We start from the raw sequence: 14,697 nt of genomic DNA, 5'->3' as shown, positions 1-14,697 counted from the left end.
TGCGATGCAGGTCACCCCGGATGTTGGTACGGCGATCCCGAAGTGAGGGTGTGCCTTCGTCCGCTCCGACGAACCCGCTCATGCGGGGAGACCCAGGTGCTCGACGTACAGGCGCCGGACGTTGCCGCCGAGCACCGCCAGCACGTCCTCCTCCGCCCACCCGCGGCGCAGCAGCGCCGAGGTGACGAGCGGCAGTCCGGCGGGTCCCTCGAGGCCGGGGAGGTAGACGTCCGAGGGCACGCCCTCCACCACGGCGCCCTCGCAGCAGGGCGGAGTGGTGTCGGCCAGCACCTCCTTGAGGAAGTCCGGGCCCAGTCCGACGTGGGCCACCCCGGCCACCGAGGTGATGTGCTCGATGTGGTCGACCAGTCGGTCGACGGTGTGGTCGGTGGGGTGCAAGAAGGGTGCGAAGAAGTTGACGCACACCACGCCTCCGCCGGCGGCCACCCCGCGGATCTGCTCGTCGGTGAGGTTGCGGTGGTGGTCGCGCAACGCGCGCGCCGAGGAGTGCGTGGCGATCACGGGTCGGGTCGCCAGCTCGAGGACGTGGTCGACGCCGGTGGCGCCCAGGTGGCTGATGTCGAACAGCATGCCGAGCCGCTCCATCTCCGCGAGCGCCGCGACACCGGCTCGGGTCAGGCGGCTGCCGGTCCCGTCCTCCCCGCTCCCGTCGGCGAGCGCCGTGCGCCCGAAGTGGGCCAACGACGCGACGCGGACGCCGAGCCGGAACAGCGTGCCCAGCAGCTCGACGTCCTCCCCCACCCCGGGGGCGCTCTCGAGCGCCAGCACCAGCGCGATCCGCCCGGACTCGAGCGCGGCGTCCAGGTCGGTGCCGTCACGGCACAGCAGCGTGTCCGCTGGGCACCCCTCGGCCACGCGGTGCGCGGCCTCCACCATCCGCAGCGTGCGACGCAGCGCACCCTCCGGGCGGTAGGCGTCCTCGACGAAGACCGGCAGCGTCTGGATGTCCACGCCGCCGGCGCGCAGCTGCGGCAGCCAGTTCTCCCGGAAGTACGACGCCCAGCGGTCCACCGGCCGGGCCACGACCGCGCACAGCAGGTCGTTGTGGGTGTCGGCCACCACCGCGCGGTGGTGGAGCTCAGCTGCGTCCGTCATCGGCCCTCCGGTCCGCTCGTCCGGTGTGCAGGTACGCCGCCCGGCCGGCGCCGTCGTCGCCCAGGAAGGCCACCGGCTGGTGGGTGCCGCCCTCCGGCTCGACGGGCCACAGCGTGTCACCCCGCCAGCCCACCAGCTCCGTCCGGTACGACGGCTCGTCGATCTCCGCGAGCACGCCGAGCGGCGTCCGGTCCAGCCACAGCCGGCCCGCGGCGTCCGCGCTCACGACGGTCTCGCCGACGATCGAGGTGTAGCGGCCGACGTACCGGCTGGCCTCGGGGAGCGGGACCGGCGGGTCGGCCGGGGCCGGCGGGGCAGGCAGCTCGATGCCCGCCAGCTCCCGGACCACGTGGCCGGCGACCGCACGCCACAGCGGCTTGGCGGGCCCGCCGTTGGTGAGCAGCGTGACGGCGAGGTCGTGGTCGGGCAGCAGGCGCAGGAACGCCGACTGGCCGATCGTGTTGCCGTCGTGGCCGACGACGACGGCGCCGGGGACGTCGAAGAGCTCCCACCCCAGGCCCCACGCACGGCCCTGGCCGATGTCCGGCAGGTCGACCTGGGCCTCCTGCATCGACCGCACCTGCTCGGTGTCGAGGATGCCGCGACCGCCGGCGAGGTGCATCCGGGCGAAGCGGTCGAGGTCGCCTGCGCTCATGGCCAGCATCGAGCCCGCCGGCGCGTTGGACCGCGCCAGCGCCCAGGTCGTCGTCGGAGCCAGGCCCGCGTCGGTGGCGACGTGGCCGACCGCCACCCGGTGCAGCACCGCCTCGTAGGGATCGCACGCCGTGTGGGTGGCGCCGAGCGGCCTCAGCAGGTGGTCGCGCAGGCAGTCGTCGTAGGGACGGTCACGGACCACCTCGACCAGCCGGCCGAGCAGGCAGAAGCCTGCGTTGTTGTAGGAGAACATCGCGCCCGGCGGGAACAGCTGGGGCACCTCGGCGAGCTCGCCGACGTACTTCTCGATGCAGTCGTCGCCCTTGCCGGTGTCGGTGAAGACGTCGCCCTCGAAGCCGGAGGTGTGGCTCAGCAGCTGGCGCACGGTGATCCGGTCCGCTGCCTCCGCATCGCCGAGCGACAGCTCGGGCAGCCAGGTCCGCACCGGCCGGTCCAAGTCCACCGCACCCTCCGCCACCAGCTGGAGCACGAGCGTGGCGGTGAGGACCTTGGTAACGGAGCCGATCTGGAAGACGGAGTCGGTGGTCGCCGGCACCCCGGTCGCGGTGCTCAGGAGACCCGCCGCCTGCTCGGCGACCTCCTCCCCCCGCGACACGGCGACGGAGGCACCCACGACGCCGTACCGGGTCAGCAGGCCGGGCAGCTCCTCCCGCAGCCAGCCGTCGATCGCGTTGAGTGACGCCACGCCCACCTCCCCTTCGGCCCCGGCCGGCCGGCCGGGGTGCGGACGAGCATAGGTGCGCTCGGACCGTCGTCCCTTCGTCGATCTCCACCACTGCGTCGCGCCGGTTTCGTGGAGTCGGCCAAGCCGGCCGAGCCCCCGTCGCTGGAGCCTTGGGCCCATGCGAGCCCTGTTCAAGTCCCGCACCGGCCCCGGCTTCCAGCTGGTCGAGCGCCCGGAGCCCGTCGCCGGACCCGGGGAGGTCAAGATCCGGGTGCTGCGGACCGGCATCTGCGGCACCGACCTCCACATCTACCGGTGGGACGGCTGGGCGCGGGGCGCGATCGCGCCGCCGCTGATCCCCGGCCACGAGTTCTGCGGCACCGTCGTCGACGTCGGCCCCGGCGTCGCCGACGTGCGTGTGGACGACCTGGTCTCCGGCGAGGGTCACCTCGTGTGCGGCTCGTGCCGCAGCTGTCGCGCGGGACGCCGGCACCTCTGCATCCGCACCTCCAGCCTGGGCGTCGACCGCGACGGCGCCTTCGCCGAGTACGTCGTCCTCCCCGCCGCGAACGTGTGGGTGCACCGAGACGAGGCGGACCCGGACGTCGCCGCAGTCTTCGACCCGCTCGGGAACGCCGTCCACACGGCGCTGGCCTTCCCCCTCGTCGGCGAGGACGTGCTGATCACCGGCGCCGGTCCGATCGGCCTGATGGCCGCGGCCGTCGCCCGCAGGGTCGGCGCGCGCCACGTCGTGGTCACCGACGTCAGCCCGGACCGGCTGGAGCTCGCCCGTGCGCTCGGCGCCGACCTCACGGTCGACGTGACGACCGGATCGGTCGCGGACGCCCAGGCACTGCTGGGGATGAGCGAGGGCTTCGACGTGGCGCTCGAGATGTCGGGCGCCCCGAGCGCCCTGCCCGAGATCATCGCCAACCTCAACCACGGCGGACGGATCGCGGTGCTCGGGCTGCCGAGCGCGCCGGTCCAGGTCGACTGGGCCCGCGTGGTCAGCCACATGATCACGATCCGCGGCATCTACGGTCGCGAGATGTACGAGACCTGGTACGCGATGAGCTCGCTGCTGAGCTCCGGCCTGGACATCACGCCCGTCATCACCGACCGTTTCCCGGCCGCGGACTGGGAGGCCGCCTTCGCCGCCGCCGCGACCGGGCACGGCGGCAAGGTGGTCATGGACTGGACGGCGGTCGCGTGATGGGCACGAGCCACCGCCAGGCGGTACGGGCCGAGCTCCGCGAGGAGCTGCACGGGATCCGGGACGCGGGACTGCTCAAGGTCGAGCGCGCGATCGCGGGTCCGCAGCACGCGACGGTCGAGATCGGCGGCGACGAGGTCCTGAACTTCTGCTCCAACAACTACCTCGGCCTCGCCGACCACCCGGCGGTCGTGGCCGCTGCTCGCGAGGCGCTCGACCGCTGGGGCTTCGGCATGTCGAGCGTCCGCTTCATCTGCGGCACCCAGGAGCAGCACGTCGAGCTGGAGGACCGCATCGCCGGCCTCCTCGGCGCGGAGGCCGCGATCCTCTACTCCTCGTGCTTCGACGCCAACGGCGGCCTGTTCGAGGTGCTCGTCGACGAGCGCGACGCGATCATCTCCGACGAGCTCAACCACGCCTCGATCATCGACGGGATCCGGCTCACCAAGGCCCGCCGCCTCCGGTACCGCAACCGTGACCTCGCCGACCTCGAGCGCTGCCTGGTCTCGACCGCGGACGCGCGTCGCCGGCTGGTCGTCACCGACGGCGTCTTCTCCATGGACGGCTACCTCGCGCCGCTGCCGGAGATCTGCGAGCTGGCCGAGCGCCACGACGCACTGGTGGTCGTCGACGACTCGCACGCCGTGGGCTTCATCGGCGCGACCGGTGGCGGGACGCCCGAGCTGATGGGCGTCCAGCACCGCGTCGACATCGTCACCGGCACCCTCGGGAAGGCCCTCGGCGGCGCCTCGGGCGGTTACGTCGCCGCCCATCGCGAGATCATCGACCTCCTGCGCCAGCGCTCACGTCCCTACCTGTTCTCGAACGCGGTCGCCCCGCCGGTCGTGGCCGGCTCGCTCGCCGCACTCGACCTGGTCGCCGCCGGGGCCGGGGCACGGGATCGCCTGCGCCGGAGCAGTGCGCTGTTCCGCGAGCTGATGACCGAGGCAGGCTTCGACCTGCTGCCCGGCGAGCACCCGATCGTCCCGGTCATGTTCGGGGACGCCCGCCTCGCCGGCGAGGTCGCCGAGCGGATGGTGGACCACGGTGTCCACGTCGTCGCGTTCTCCTACCCGGTGGTCCCCCTCGGGAAGGCCCGGATCCGTGTCCAGCTCTCCGCCGCCCACGACCAGGACGACGTCCGGCGCTGCGTCGCGGCGTTCGTGGCGGCCCGGGCCGAGTCTGGGATCCGGGATACCGACAGCTGAGGCAGCCTTCCGCACCTGGCTCGCATCCGGTGGACTGGACGACGATGACCACCACGATCACCCGCGCCGCGGACCTGCCCCGCATCCCCTGGCGCAACGGCCAGGGACTGACCACCGAGCTCGCCATGAGCGGCTCGTCCGACGACTTCGCGTGGCGGGTGAGCCTCGCCGACGTGACGCAGAGCGGCGCCTTCTCGCTATTCCCAGGCGTCGACCGGACGATCGTGCTGGTCGAGGGCGAGGGCATGGCGCTCCACCTGCCCGACGGCGTCCACCCGCTGGAGCGCGACGTGCCCTTCGCGTTCGACGGAGGGCTGGTGGTGTCGTGCACGGTCGAGCGGCCCACGCGCGACCTCAACCTGATGACCCGCCGCGGTACGACGACCGGAACGATCGAGGTGCTCCACCTCGACGGAACGGCGGACGTCGTACCGGGGACGGAGAGCGTGGTCGTCGTGGTGCTCGACGGCTCCTGCTCCGTCGGCGGCGAGCGCCTGGGGACCGGCGACGTCGCGGTCGTGACCGGCGCGGACGCCACCAGGCTCGACGGTGCCGGCCGGGTGGCGCTGGTCCGGATCGCTCAGGCGGGCTGAGGAACCGGTCGCGCTGCCTGCCGCGGGGCCCCGGGCGGGGCCTGCCGCGGCGCCAGGTGGATGCCCGCGATCATGCAGCGGACCGAGCCCCCGGCCAGCTCGATCGTCGGTACGTCGATGGGCAGCAGCCGCGTGTGGGCGGTGATCACCTCGACCTGCTGCTCGGTCAGGCTGGCGAGCGCACGCGACGACAGCACCAGCACCGGACCGTCGGCACCGGTGAGCTCGATGGTGTTGCCCGCGAACTCGTCGAGCTGGCCGCTGGCGAGCTCGACGACGGTGTGGCCCGTGGTGGCGAGGCTGGCGGCGACGGCGTGCCGCTCCCCCGCGTCCGGGATGGAGTCGAGCGCCACCAGGGCGACCTTCGGCCCGACCGCCATCATCACGTTGGTGTGGTAGATCGGTGCGCCGCGCCCGTCGACGGTCGTGAAGACGACCGGGCGGTAGCCGAGGTCCTGGCAGACCATCGCGACGGCCCGGTCGTGGGAGCGGAACGAGCGGGCGACGTACGCCACCCGGTGGTCGTGGTCGAGGACCATCGACCCCGTGCCCTCGAGGTAGAGCTCCTCGTCCTCGAGCACGGAGTAGTCGTGCACGCCGGTGATCCGGAAGGTGCTGCGGAGCGCGTCGATCACGTCCCGGCGGCGCTCGGTGCGCCGGTTGGGCGAGTACATCGGGTAGAGCGCGACCCGGCCGTCGGGGTGCGTGGTGAACCAGTTGTTCGGGAACACGCTGTCCGGCCGGCCGGCCTCCTCGTCCTCGAAGAGGTGCACGCGGATCCCCGCCCCGGTGAGGGTGTCGACCATCGCGGTCACCTCCCGGTACGCCGCCTCCGCCAGCGCGGCCGTCGGCGTCACCGGCGTGCGCGGCTGGAAGAGGTTGTCGGCGATCGTCTCCGGGTTGGGCGCGAAGCGGTGCGGGCGGACCATCACCACGTCCCGCGGCGCCTGGGCGCTGGCGAAGGCGCTCATACGCCGACGGGGATGGCCGCGGTCGCGTAAGCGAACAGGTCCTTCGGGTCGGCGGGCTCGGCGACCAGGTCGACCGTCGGCGACTCCCCGGCGGCCCGGATGGCGTCGTACACGTAGCGCAGCGCGCTGAAGTCCTCGATCGCGAAGCCCACGGAGTCGAAGAGCGTCACGTCGGTCGCGCTCTCCCGTCCGGTACGACGGCCCTGGACGACCTCCCACAGCTCGGTGACCGGGAAGTCGGCCGCCTGGCGCTGGATCTCACCCTCGATGCGGGTCTGCGGGGTGTACTCCACGAACACCCGCGCCGCCGCGACGGTCCGCGGGTCCAGCTCGGTCTTGCCGGGGCAGTCGCCGCCGATGCCGTTGAGGTGCATGCCCGGCACCACGGCGTCGTGCGGCAGCACGATCGCGTTGGCCTTGTCGGCCGTGCAGGTGGTGACGATGTCGGCGCCGAGGCACGCGTCACGGGCGTCGGTGGCGCGGTGGACGTCGAAGCCCGCGCGGGTCGCGTTGCGCTCGAGCTTGTCCATCGCGGCCGGGTCGGTGTCCCAGATCCGCAGCCGGTCGATGCCGAGCACGGTGCGGAAGGCGAGCGCCTGGAACTCCGCCTGGGCCCCGCAGCCGATCATCGCCATCGTGGTCGAGTCCGGCCGCGCCAGGCGACGGGCGGCCATCGCCGAGGTCGCCGCGGTGCGCAGCGCCGTCAGGATCGTCATCTCGCTGAGGAACAACGGGTAGCCGTTGCCCACGTCCGCGAGCACGCCGAAGGCGGTGACGGTCTGGAAGCCGCGCTCGGGGTTCTTCGGGTGGCCGTTGACGTACTTGAACCCGTAGGTGACGCCGTCGCTGGTGGGCATCAGCTCGACGACGCCCTCCGTCGAGTGGCTGGCCACCCGCGGGGTCTTGTCGAACTCCTGCCAGCGGGCGAAGTCGGCGTCGATGACCTCGGTGAGCTCGCGCAGGATGGTCTCGACACCGCGCTCGGAGACCCACCGGACCATGCCGGGCACGTCGAGGAGGCTGATGGTCATGCGCGCAGCTCCAGGGTGCAGCACTTCGCGCTGCCGCCGGCCTTGACCAGCTCGCTCATGTCGACGCCGATCGGCTCGTAGCCACGCTCCCGCAGCCGCTCCGCCAGTCGCGGGGCGCGGTCGGACATCACCACGTGGACGCCGTCGCTCATCGCGTTGAGGCCGAAGCCGCAGGCGTCCTCCTCGGTGGCGTGGATCGCGCCGGGGAAGAGCTGCTCGATGGCCGCCCTGCTCGCGGCCGAGAAGGCGCCCGGGTAGTAGGCGACGGTCTGCTCGTCGAGCACCATCAGCGCGGTGTCGAGGTGGTAGAAGCGCGGGTCCACCAGCTCGAGCCCGATGACCGGGACGCCGAAGAACGCGGCCAGCTCGGCGTGCGCCTCGCGGGTGGTGCGGGTCCCTGCGGCCGCCAGCATGACGCGGCCGACGGTCAGCACGTCGCCCTCGCCCTCGTTGCGGACGGTGGCGGTGCGGACCTCCCGGTAGCCGGCGGCCTCGAACCAGGCGGCGTAGGCCGCCGACTCGCCCTGGCGCTCGGCGTGGGTGAACCGCGACACGAGCACCCGGCCGTCGTACACGACACCGGCGTTGGCGGCGAAGACCATGTCGGGCAGGCCGGGCACGGGCTCGACGACGCGCACGTCGTGGCCCAGACGCTGGTACGTCGCCCGGAGCTCCTCCCACTGCTGCTCGGCCCTGGCCACGTCCACGGGCACGGCGGTGTCCATCCACGGGTTGATGGCGTACTCGACCGCGAAGTGGGTCGGCGGGCACATCAGGATGTCGAGGTGTCGTGGCGGCGCGGCAGTGAGCATCAGGGTCCTCTCATCGGTGGGCGTGGCAACGCTAGAGTCGGCAGCGGGCGCAATCAATCGCCATCCGTTGCGCGTCAGACCCCAGTTCGTTGCGTGGATCAGCCGTTCACGCAAGATCCGAAGGAGACCGCGATGGACGCGCTGGACCGCCAGATCGTCGACCACCTGCTGCGCGACGGCCGGGCCACCTTCCAGGAGATCGGGAAGGCGGTCGGCCTGTCGGCGCCGGCCACCAAGCGCCGGGTCGACCGGATGCGCGAACGGGGCGAGATCGCCGGGTTCACCGCCCTGATCGACCCCGCCGCCCTCGGCTGGGACACCTCGGCCTACGTCGAGCTGTCCTACCAGGGCAATGTCTCCGCCGACCGGCTCAAGCGCGACCTCGAGGCCTTCCCGGAGGTCATCGGGGCGTGGACCATCACCGGCGACGCCGACGCGCTGGTCCACGTCGTGGCCGCCTCGATGGCCGACCTCGAGCGGGTCATCGAGGGCATCCGCGCCGTCGAGCAGGTCGACCGGTCACGGACGGTCGTGGTGATGTCGCGGCTCTTCGAGCGGCCACTGCACGGGAAATGACGAACGGCCCCGACGCGCAGGTCGGAGCCGTTCGGTTCGGTCGGGCTGACAGGATTTGAACCTGCGACCCCCTGACCCCCAGTCAGGTGCGCTACCAAGCTGCGCTACAGCCCGAACACTTCGTCCGGGATCGCCGTTCGAAGCGAACGGAACACTACCGCAGCAGGTTCGCCTCGCCCGAATCGGCCTCCCGGCCCGCCTCCCGCGATCACCGGAAGTCACGCGACGACTGGCGCACCTGGAGCGCCTCGCCGGTGCCGGGGAGGACGGTGTCGAGGGTCTCGACCCGGTCGGCGACCAGGTTGGTGACGCCGTCCTGGCGCTCCACGATCCCCCGGATCACCACCGCCACCTTGTTGCGCGCCGCCTGCCGGTGGGCCTTCATCACGCCCGGCGAGCAGACGACGTTGAGCATCCCGGTCTCGTCCTCGAGGTTGAGGAAGGTGATCCCGCTGGCCGTCCCGGGGCGCTGGCGGTGGGTGATCAGGCCGGCCACGTGGACCCGGCGGCCCGGCTCGGCGGTGCGCAGGTCCCCCACCGCGCGGATGCCGGCGGCGACCAGCTGGTCGCGGAAGTGCTCGACGGGGTGTACGTCGGTGGAGATCCGGGTCGCCCACAGGTCGGCCAGGGTCACCTCCATCGGGCTCATCCCGGGCAGCGTCGGGGGCGCCGGGGCGGGCGTGCTGCCGGGCAGCTGGCCGTCGTGCTCGGCGTAGCCGGCCATCCAGATCGCCTGGCGCCGGTCCAGGCCGAGCGAGGCGAAGGCGCCGGCCGTCGCGAGCGCCTCGAGCTGGGCGGTGGTGAGCCCGGCGCGGCGGGAGAGGTCCGGCAGGTCCTGGTACGGCGCCACCGCACGCTCGGCCACGATCCGCTCGGCGACCTCCTTGCCGATCCCCTTGACCTCGTCGAGCCCGAGCCGGACGGCCAGCCCGTCGTCGTACCGGTGCCGGTCCCGGCCGTACGGCGGGCACGGCTCGAGACCGGCCTGCGCACCGGAGCGCGCGAGGTCGGGCGGCAGCACGGCGACGCCGTGGCGGCGGGCGTCGGCGACGAGCGACTGCGGTGAGTAGAAGCCCATCGGCTGGTTGCGCAGCAGGCCGGCCAGGAAGGCCGCCGGGTAGCGCAGCTTGAACCAGGACGACGCGTAGACGAGCAGCGCGAAACTGAGCGCGTGCGACTCGGCGAAGCCGAAGCCGGCGAAGGAGAGGATCTTGACGTAGATCGCGTCGGCCCGGTCGCCGGTGATGCCCTTCTGGGCCATCCCCTCGTAGAGCTTGCCCTTGACCTTCTCGATCCGCTCGACGCCGCGCTTGGAGCCCATCGCGCGGCGCAGCAGGTCGGCGTCGTCGGCGGTGCAGTTGCCCAGCGCCACGGCCATCGCCATGAGCTGCTCCTGGAAGAGGGGGACGCCGAGGGTCCGCCCGAGGATCGGCTCGAGCAGCGGGTGGTCGTAGACCACGGGCTCGCGGCCCATCGCCCGCCGAATGTAGGGGTGGACGGCACCGCCCTGGATCGGCCCCGGGCGGATCAGCGCGATCTCGATGGCCAGGTCGTAGAAGCAGCGCGGCTTGAGCCGCGGCAGGGTCCCGATCTGGGCACGGGACTCCACCTGGAAGACCCCGATCGAGTCGGCCCGGCAGAGCATGTCGTAGACCTCGGGCTCCTCCTTCGGCAGGCTCTCGAGCGTCCAGCGCTTCCCGGTGTGCTCCTCGACCAGCCGCATCATGTGGTCGAGAGCGCCGAGCATCCCGAGGCCGAGCAGGTCGAACTTCACCAGCCCCATCGACTCGCAGCCGTCCTTGTCCCACTGCAGGACGGTGCGGTTGGGCATCCGGGCCTTCTCGATCGGGCAGACCTCGCCGATCGGACGCTCGGTGAGCACCATGCCGCCGGAGTGGATGCCGAGGTGGCGCGGGGCACCCATCAGCTCCTCGGCGAGTCCGACGACCTGGGGAGGGATGCCCTGGTCCTCCTCGACCGAGCTCCCCCAGCCGTCGATCGACTTCGACCACGCGTCCTGCTGGCCGGTCGAGAAGCCCAGCGCCTTGGCGGCGTCGCGCACCGCCATCCGCGGGCGATAGCTGACCACGTTGCACACCTGGGCGGCGTTGCGGCGGCCGTAGGTGTCGTAGACCCACTGGATGACCTCCTCGCGGCGGTCGGAGTCGAAGTCGACGTCGATGTCGGGCTCCTCCTCGCGGTGCTGGGAGATGAACCGCTCGAAGGGCAGGTCGAAGTAGACCGAGTCGATCGCGGTGATCCCGAGGGCGAAGCAGACCGCCGAGCTGGCCGCGGATCCCCGCCCCTGGCAGAGGATCTGCTTGCTGCGGGCGAAGGCGACGATGTCGTGGACGATGATGAAGTAGCCGGCGAAGTCCTTCTGCAGGATCACCTGCATCTCCGCCTCGACGCGGTCGCGCGCCTTCGCCTCGAGGTCGCGGCCGGCGTAGCGGCGGGCGAAGCCCTGCTCCACCAGGACGCGCAGGTGCTCGGCAGCCGTCCGGCCTTCGGGGATGCCCTGCTTCGGCAGCCTCGGCGATGCCTTGCGGAGGTCGAACGCCAGCTCCTTCGCGAGTACGACGGTCCGCCCCACCACGTCCGGGCGGTGCCCGAAGCGCTGCATCATCTCCTCGCCGCTGCGCAGGTGCGCACCACCGGACAGGTCCAGCCACCCCTCCAGCTCGGCGATGCTGCGCCGGGCGCGCACCGCCGCCATCGCCGCCGCCAGCCGGCGCCCCTCGGGGGCGGCATGGTGCACGTTGCCGGTCGCCACGACCGGGACCCGGCGGTCGTCGGCGATCCGGGCGAGCAGCTCGTTGGTCTCGTCGGCGCCCGGCTGGTCGCTCGCGATCAGCTCGGCGACGACGTGCTCCCGGCCGAACCGGTCGACGAGCAGGTCGAGCGCCTCCGCCGCGGCGCGGGGACCGTGCGTGGCGAGCGCCTGCCGCACGAGGCCCTTCCTGCAGCCGGTGAGGACGACCCAGTGGCCGTGGCCGCGCTCGGCGAGCTCGTCGAGGTCGTGGACGGGGCTGCCCTTCTCGGGCGCCCGGAGCCCGGCCTCGGTGATCGCCCCGGACAACCGGTGGTAGCCCTCCACGCCGCGGGCCAGGACGAGCAGGTGGCTGCCCTCGGGGTCGGGGATGCCGTTCTGGGTCCGGGTCAGCCCGAGGGAGAGCTCGGCGCCGTAGACGGTCGGCAGGGCGTAGTCCTTGCCGGCCTCGGCGAACAGCGGCGCCCCGGCGAACCCGTCGTGGTCGGTCAGCGCGAGCGCGTCGAGGCCGAGCCGGGTGGCCTCACGGACCAGGTCACCGGGGCTGCTCGCCCCGTCGAGGAAGCTGAAGTGGCTGTGGCAGTGCAGCTCCGCGTAGGGCGTCGTACCGACCGGGCGGACGATCTCCTCCGGCTCGGCGCGCGGGCGCTTGCGCCGGGAGACGGGCGCCTCCATCGACGGCGCACGCCCGGAGAGGCGTCGCTCGAGCTCCCGCCACGGGACGGGTGGGTTGTTCCATCCCATGGACCGACTCTAGTCAAACATGTGTTCGACAGGAAGTCAGTGGTGGGCCACCAGCACGCAGAGCTCGTTGCCCGAGGGGTCGGCGTAGTGGCGCCACGGCAGCTCGCCGTAGCCGAGGTCGAGCTCCCGTCCGCCGTGGTCGGCGATCGCCCGGGCCACCTCGTCCGGGTCCTCCTCCTCGAGCCGGATGTCGAGGTGGATCCGGTTCTTCCCGTCGACCTTCGGCGCCCGCTCGGGCGCCAGCTCGAGCACCGGCCCGTTCGAGGACGGGTGCCGCAGCACCGCCCCCCTCCCCTCCACCGGCACCCAGCCGGTCAGCCAGGCCCAGAACGCACGGTCCCGCTCCGGGTCCGCCGACTCGAGGACCAGCGCCGCGAGGGCGCCGGTGTCGCCGTCGACGTCGAGGCGCAGCCGCTCCGGGCCGGTGGGTGGCTCGGGCACCCGCTGGAAGCACAGGTCGAGATAGGGCCAGCCCGGGAGCTCGAGCCGCGTCTCGAAGCCCTCGGGCACGTCGGTCAGGGTCGTGGTGCCGAGCCGGGACTCCCAGGAGCGGCCCAGGGAGCGTGGATCGGTGGCGTCGAAGACGACATTCTCGAGGAACACGCGCCCACCCTAGGCGGGTGCACCGACCGGGTGTCGAGCCGATCTCCGGTGCACGAGGAGCCCGGGCGCTGCACGAGCGGTATCACGGCGGGGGCCGCTGTTCGGACCTGCGCCCGCGCTCCCCTACCGTTGTCCCGTGAAGGCTCTGCTGCTCGAGAACATCCACCCCGCCGCCGTCGAGTACCTGGAGGGCCGCGGGTACGACGTGGAGCTCCGCGCGGGGTCGTTGTCCGAGGACGAGCTGATCGCCTCCCTCGACGGGGTCGACCTGCTCGGCATCCGCTCCAACACCAATGTCACCGCCCGCGTCCTCGACGCCGCCCCCGGGCTGCTCGCCGTCGGCTGCTTCTGCATCGGCACCAACCAGGTCGACCTGGCCGCCGCCGCCGAGCGCGGCATCGGGGTGTTCAACGCGCCGTACTCCAACACGCGCAGCGTCGTCGAGCTCGTCATCGCCGAGATCATCAGCCTCGCCCGCCGCCTGCCGGAGAAGACCCAGCGGATGCACGACGGGATCTGGGACAAGTCGGCCAAGGGCAGCCACGAGGTCCGTGGCCGCACCCTCGGCATCGTCGGCTACGGCAACATCGGCACGCAGCTCTCGACCGTCGCCGAGGCCCTCGGCATGAGCGTCGTCTTCTACGACACCGCCGACCGTCCGGCCCACGGCAACGCCCGCCGCGTCCGCACGCTGCCCGAGCTGCTCGCCGTGTCCGACGTCGTCAGCCTCCACGTCGACGGCCGTCCCGGCAACGCCGGCTTCTTCGGCGCCGGCGAGTTCGCGCAGATGAAGCGTCGTGCGATGTTCATCAACGCCTCGCGCGGCATGGTCGTCGACTACGACGCCCTGCGCGAGAACCTGCTGTCGGGCCACATCGCCGGCGCCGCCGTGGACGTCTTCCCGGCCGAGCCCAAGGCGCAGGGCGACCCGTTCACCTCCGTGCTGCGCGGCCTCGACAACGTCATCCTCACGCCCCACATCGGCGGCTCGACGCAGGAGGCGCAGGAGGAGATCGGTGGCTTCGTCGCCGAGAAGCTCGCCCGCTTCGCCCTGGAGGGCAGCACCGCGCTGTCGGTCAACCTGCCCGACGTCCTGCCGGGCGAGTTCACCCCCGGCCACCGGATCGGCTTCCTCCACCACAACGTCCCCGGCGTGCTGACCGGCCTCAACGCGGCCTTCTCCGACGCCGGCGACAACGTGGTCGGCCAGCACCTGTCGACCCGCAACAGCCTCGGGTACGTCGTCGTGGACGCCTCCGAGCCGCTCTCGGCCGAGGCCGTGGAGACCCTGCGCGGTTCCGAGCACTGCGTCTGGGTGCGCACCTTCTAGGAGCACTCCCGCTGAGCGCTGCCGGCGAGCGGCGCCGTCCGGCGTCGCATGCCCGCACCGCCAACGGGTAGCGCTGCGACATGGGACGCGAACCAGCCGACGACGAGCGGATCTCCGAACGGGCCGAGCTCCTTCCCGAGGAGGTCGAGGCCGGCAGCGAGGATCCCCGGGCACAGGCCGAGGCCATCCTCGACGACTCCGACGAGCGGGTCGACGACCCCGAGGGGACCCGCCGCGAGAGCAGCCAGACGCCGGGCCCGGACTGACCGGTCGCCCGTCACCACCGACGCCGGAGTTGTGCCGGACCCCTGGATAACCATTGGCGCCGGCCGGACCGGTCGGCGCACACTGTCCAGCTGTGCCCGACCGGCCCGACGTACCCAGAAGGTGG

General features: G+C 72.5%; 13 protein-coding genes and 1 tRNA gene. 6 read left to right on the top strand and 8 right to left on the bottom strand.

Annotated features, from left to right (window positions below):
• Positions 1-78 precede the first annotated feature (78 nt).
• Positions 79-1,116: a dipeptidase gene (locus BJ993_RS21675; RefSeq protein ID WP_179651172.1), complete on the bottom strand. Its 1,038-nt coding sequence runs from the start codon at positions 1,114-1,116 to the stop codon at positions 79-81.
• Complete coding sequence (locus tag BJ993_RS21670) at positions 1,100-2,476, bottom strand: serine hydrolase domain-containing protein (protein WP_179651171.1); 1,377 nt, start codon at positions 2,474-2,476, stop codon at positions 1,100-1,102. Before BJ993_RS21670 ends, BJ993_RS21675 begins: the two co-directional genes overlap by 17 nt.
• Positions 2,477-2,633: 157 nt before the next feature.
• Here BJ993_RS21670 and tdh point away from each other — a divergent pair, with 157 nt between their 5' ends.
• From tdh to BJ993_RS21655, 3 genes are read left to right on the top strand one after another with little or no spacing between them, the layout of a single operon-like run.
• On the top strand, positions 2,634-3,668 hold the full coding sequence (gene tdh, locus BJ993_RS21665; RefSeq protein ID WP_179651169.1) for an L-threonine 3-dehydrogenase: 1,035 nt from the start codon (positions 2,634-2,636) through the stop codon (positions 3,666-3,668).
• Positions 3,668-4,876 carry a glycine C-acetyltransferase gene (locus BJ993_RS21660; RefSeq protein ID WP_179651167.1) on the top strand — a complete coding sequence of 403 codons (1,209 nt, stop codon included), beginning with the start codon at positions 3,668-3,670 and terminating at the stop codon, positions 4,874-4,876. Before tdh ends, BJ993_RS21660 begins: the two co-directional genes overlap by 1 nt.
• Before the next feature lie 44 nt (positions 4,877-4,920).
• Entirely contained in the window at positions 4,921-5,469 is a 549-nt protein-coding gene (locus tag BJ993_RS21655) for a HutD/Ves family protein (protein ID WP_179651165.1), read from the top strand.
• On the opposite strand, the gene ctlX is transcribed toward BJ993_RS21655, so the two are convergent.
• The 3 genes from ctlX to ddaH are packed head-to-tail and all read right to left on the bottom strand — an operon-like array spanning position 5,457 to position 8,283.
• Complete coding sequence (gene ctlX / locus BJ993_RS21650) at positions 5,457-6,440, bottom strand: citrulline utilization hydrolase CtlX (RefSeq protein WP_179651163.1); 984 nt, start codon at positions 6,438-6,440, stop codon at positions 5,457-5,459. The two genes, BJ993_RS21655 and ctlX, sit on opposite strands and share 13 nt — an antisense overlap.
• The gene (ocd, locus tag BJ993_RS21645) at positions 6,437-7,471 is read right to left on the bottom strand and encodes an ornithine cyclodeaminase (RefSeq protein WP_179651161.1); all 1,035 of its coding nucleotides are present in this window, start codon (positions 7,469-7,471) and stop codon (positions 6,437-6,439) included. Before ocd ends, ctlX begins: the two co-directional genes overlap by 4 nt.
• Entirely contained in the window at positions 7,468-8,283 is an 816-nt protein-coding gene (ddaH, locus tag BJ993_RS21640; protein ID WP_179651159.1) for a dimethylargininase, read from the bottom strand. Before ddaH ends, ocd begins: the two co-directional genes overlap by 4 nt.
• Before the next feature lie 132 nt (positions 8,284-8,415).
• On the opposite strand from ddaH, the gene BJ993_RS21635 reads away from it, so the two are divergent.
• Positions 8,416-8,859 carry an Lrp/AsnC family transcriptional regulator gene (locus BJ993_RS21635; protein WP_036545574.1) on the top strand — a complete coding sequence of 148 codons (444 nt, stop codon included), beginning with the start codon at positions 8,416-8,418 and terminating at the stop codon, positions 8,857-8,859.
• Positions 8,860-8,899: 40 nt separating this feature from the next.
• On the opposite strand, the gene BJ993_RS21630 is transcribed toward BJ993_RS21635, so the two are convergent.
• The 3 genes from BJ993_RS21630 to BJ993_RS21620 form a co-directional block, all read right to left on the bottom strand.
• A tRNA-Pro gene (locus BJ993_RS21630) sits at positions 8,900-8,973 on the bottom strand.
• A gap of 94 nt (positions 8,974-9,067) precedes the next feature.
• Positions 9,068-12,373 (bottom strand): error-prone DNA polymerase, encoded by a 3,306-nt coding sequence (locus BJ993_RS21625; RefSeq protein ID WP_179651157.1) that lies wholly within the window; start codon positions 12,371-12,373, stop codon positions 9,068-9,070.
• 36 nt (positions 12,374-12,409) lie between these two features.
• Positions 12,410-12,976: a VOC family protein gene (locus tag BJ993_RS21620; RefSeq protein WP_179651155.1), complete on the bottom strand. Its 567-nt coding sequence runs from the start codon at positions 12,974-12,976 to the stop codon at positions 12,410-12,412.
• 136 nt (positions 12,977-13,112) lie between these two features.
• Between BJ993_RS21620 and serA the strand changes: the two genes are divergently transcribed.
• Together serA and BJ993_RS21610 are read left to right on the top strand one after the other, a co-directional pair.
• On the top strand, positions 13,113-14,306 hold the full coding sequence (gene serA, locus BJ993_RS21615) for a phosphoglycerate dehydrogenase (protein ID WP_179651154.1): 1,194 nt from the start codon (positions 13,113-13,115) through the stop codon (positions 14,304-14,306).
• Between the two features lie 80 nt (positions 14,307-14,386).
• Positions 14,387-14,572, top strand: coding sequence for a hypothetical protein (locus BJ993_RS21610; RefSeq protein ID WP_179651153.1), 186 nt, complete (start codon positions 14,387-14,389; stop codon positions 14,570-14,572).
• Positions 14,573-14,697: the final 125 nt, after the last annotated feature.

Origin of the sequence: Nocardioides aromaticivorans, from assembly GCF_013408525.1 — a bacterium.
Taxonomy (GTDB): Bacteria; Actinomycetota; Actinomycetes; order Propionibacteriales; family Nocardioidaceae; genus Nocardioides; species Nocardioides aromaticivorans.
The sequence above is the reverse complement of the archived record's forward strand: the minus strand, read 5'-3'. Positions and strand labels throughout refer to the sequence as shown.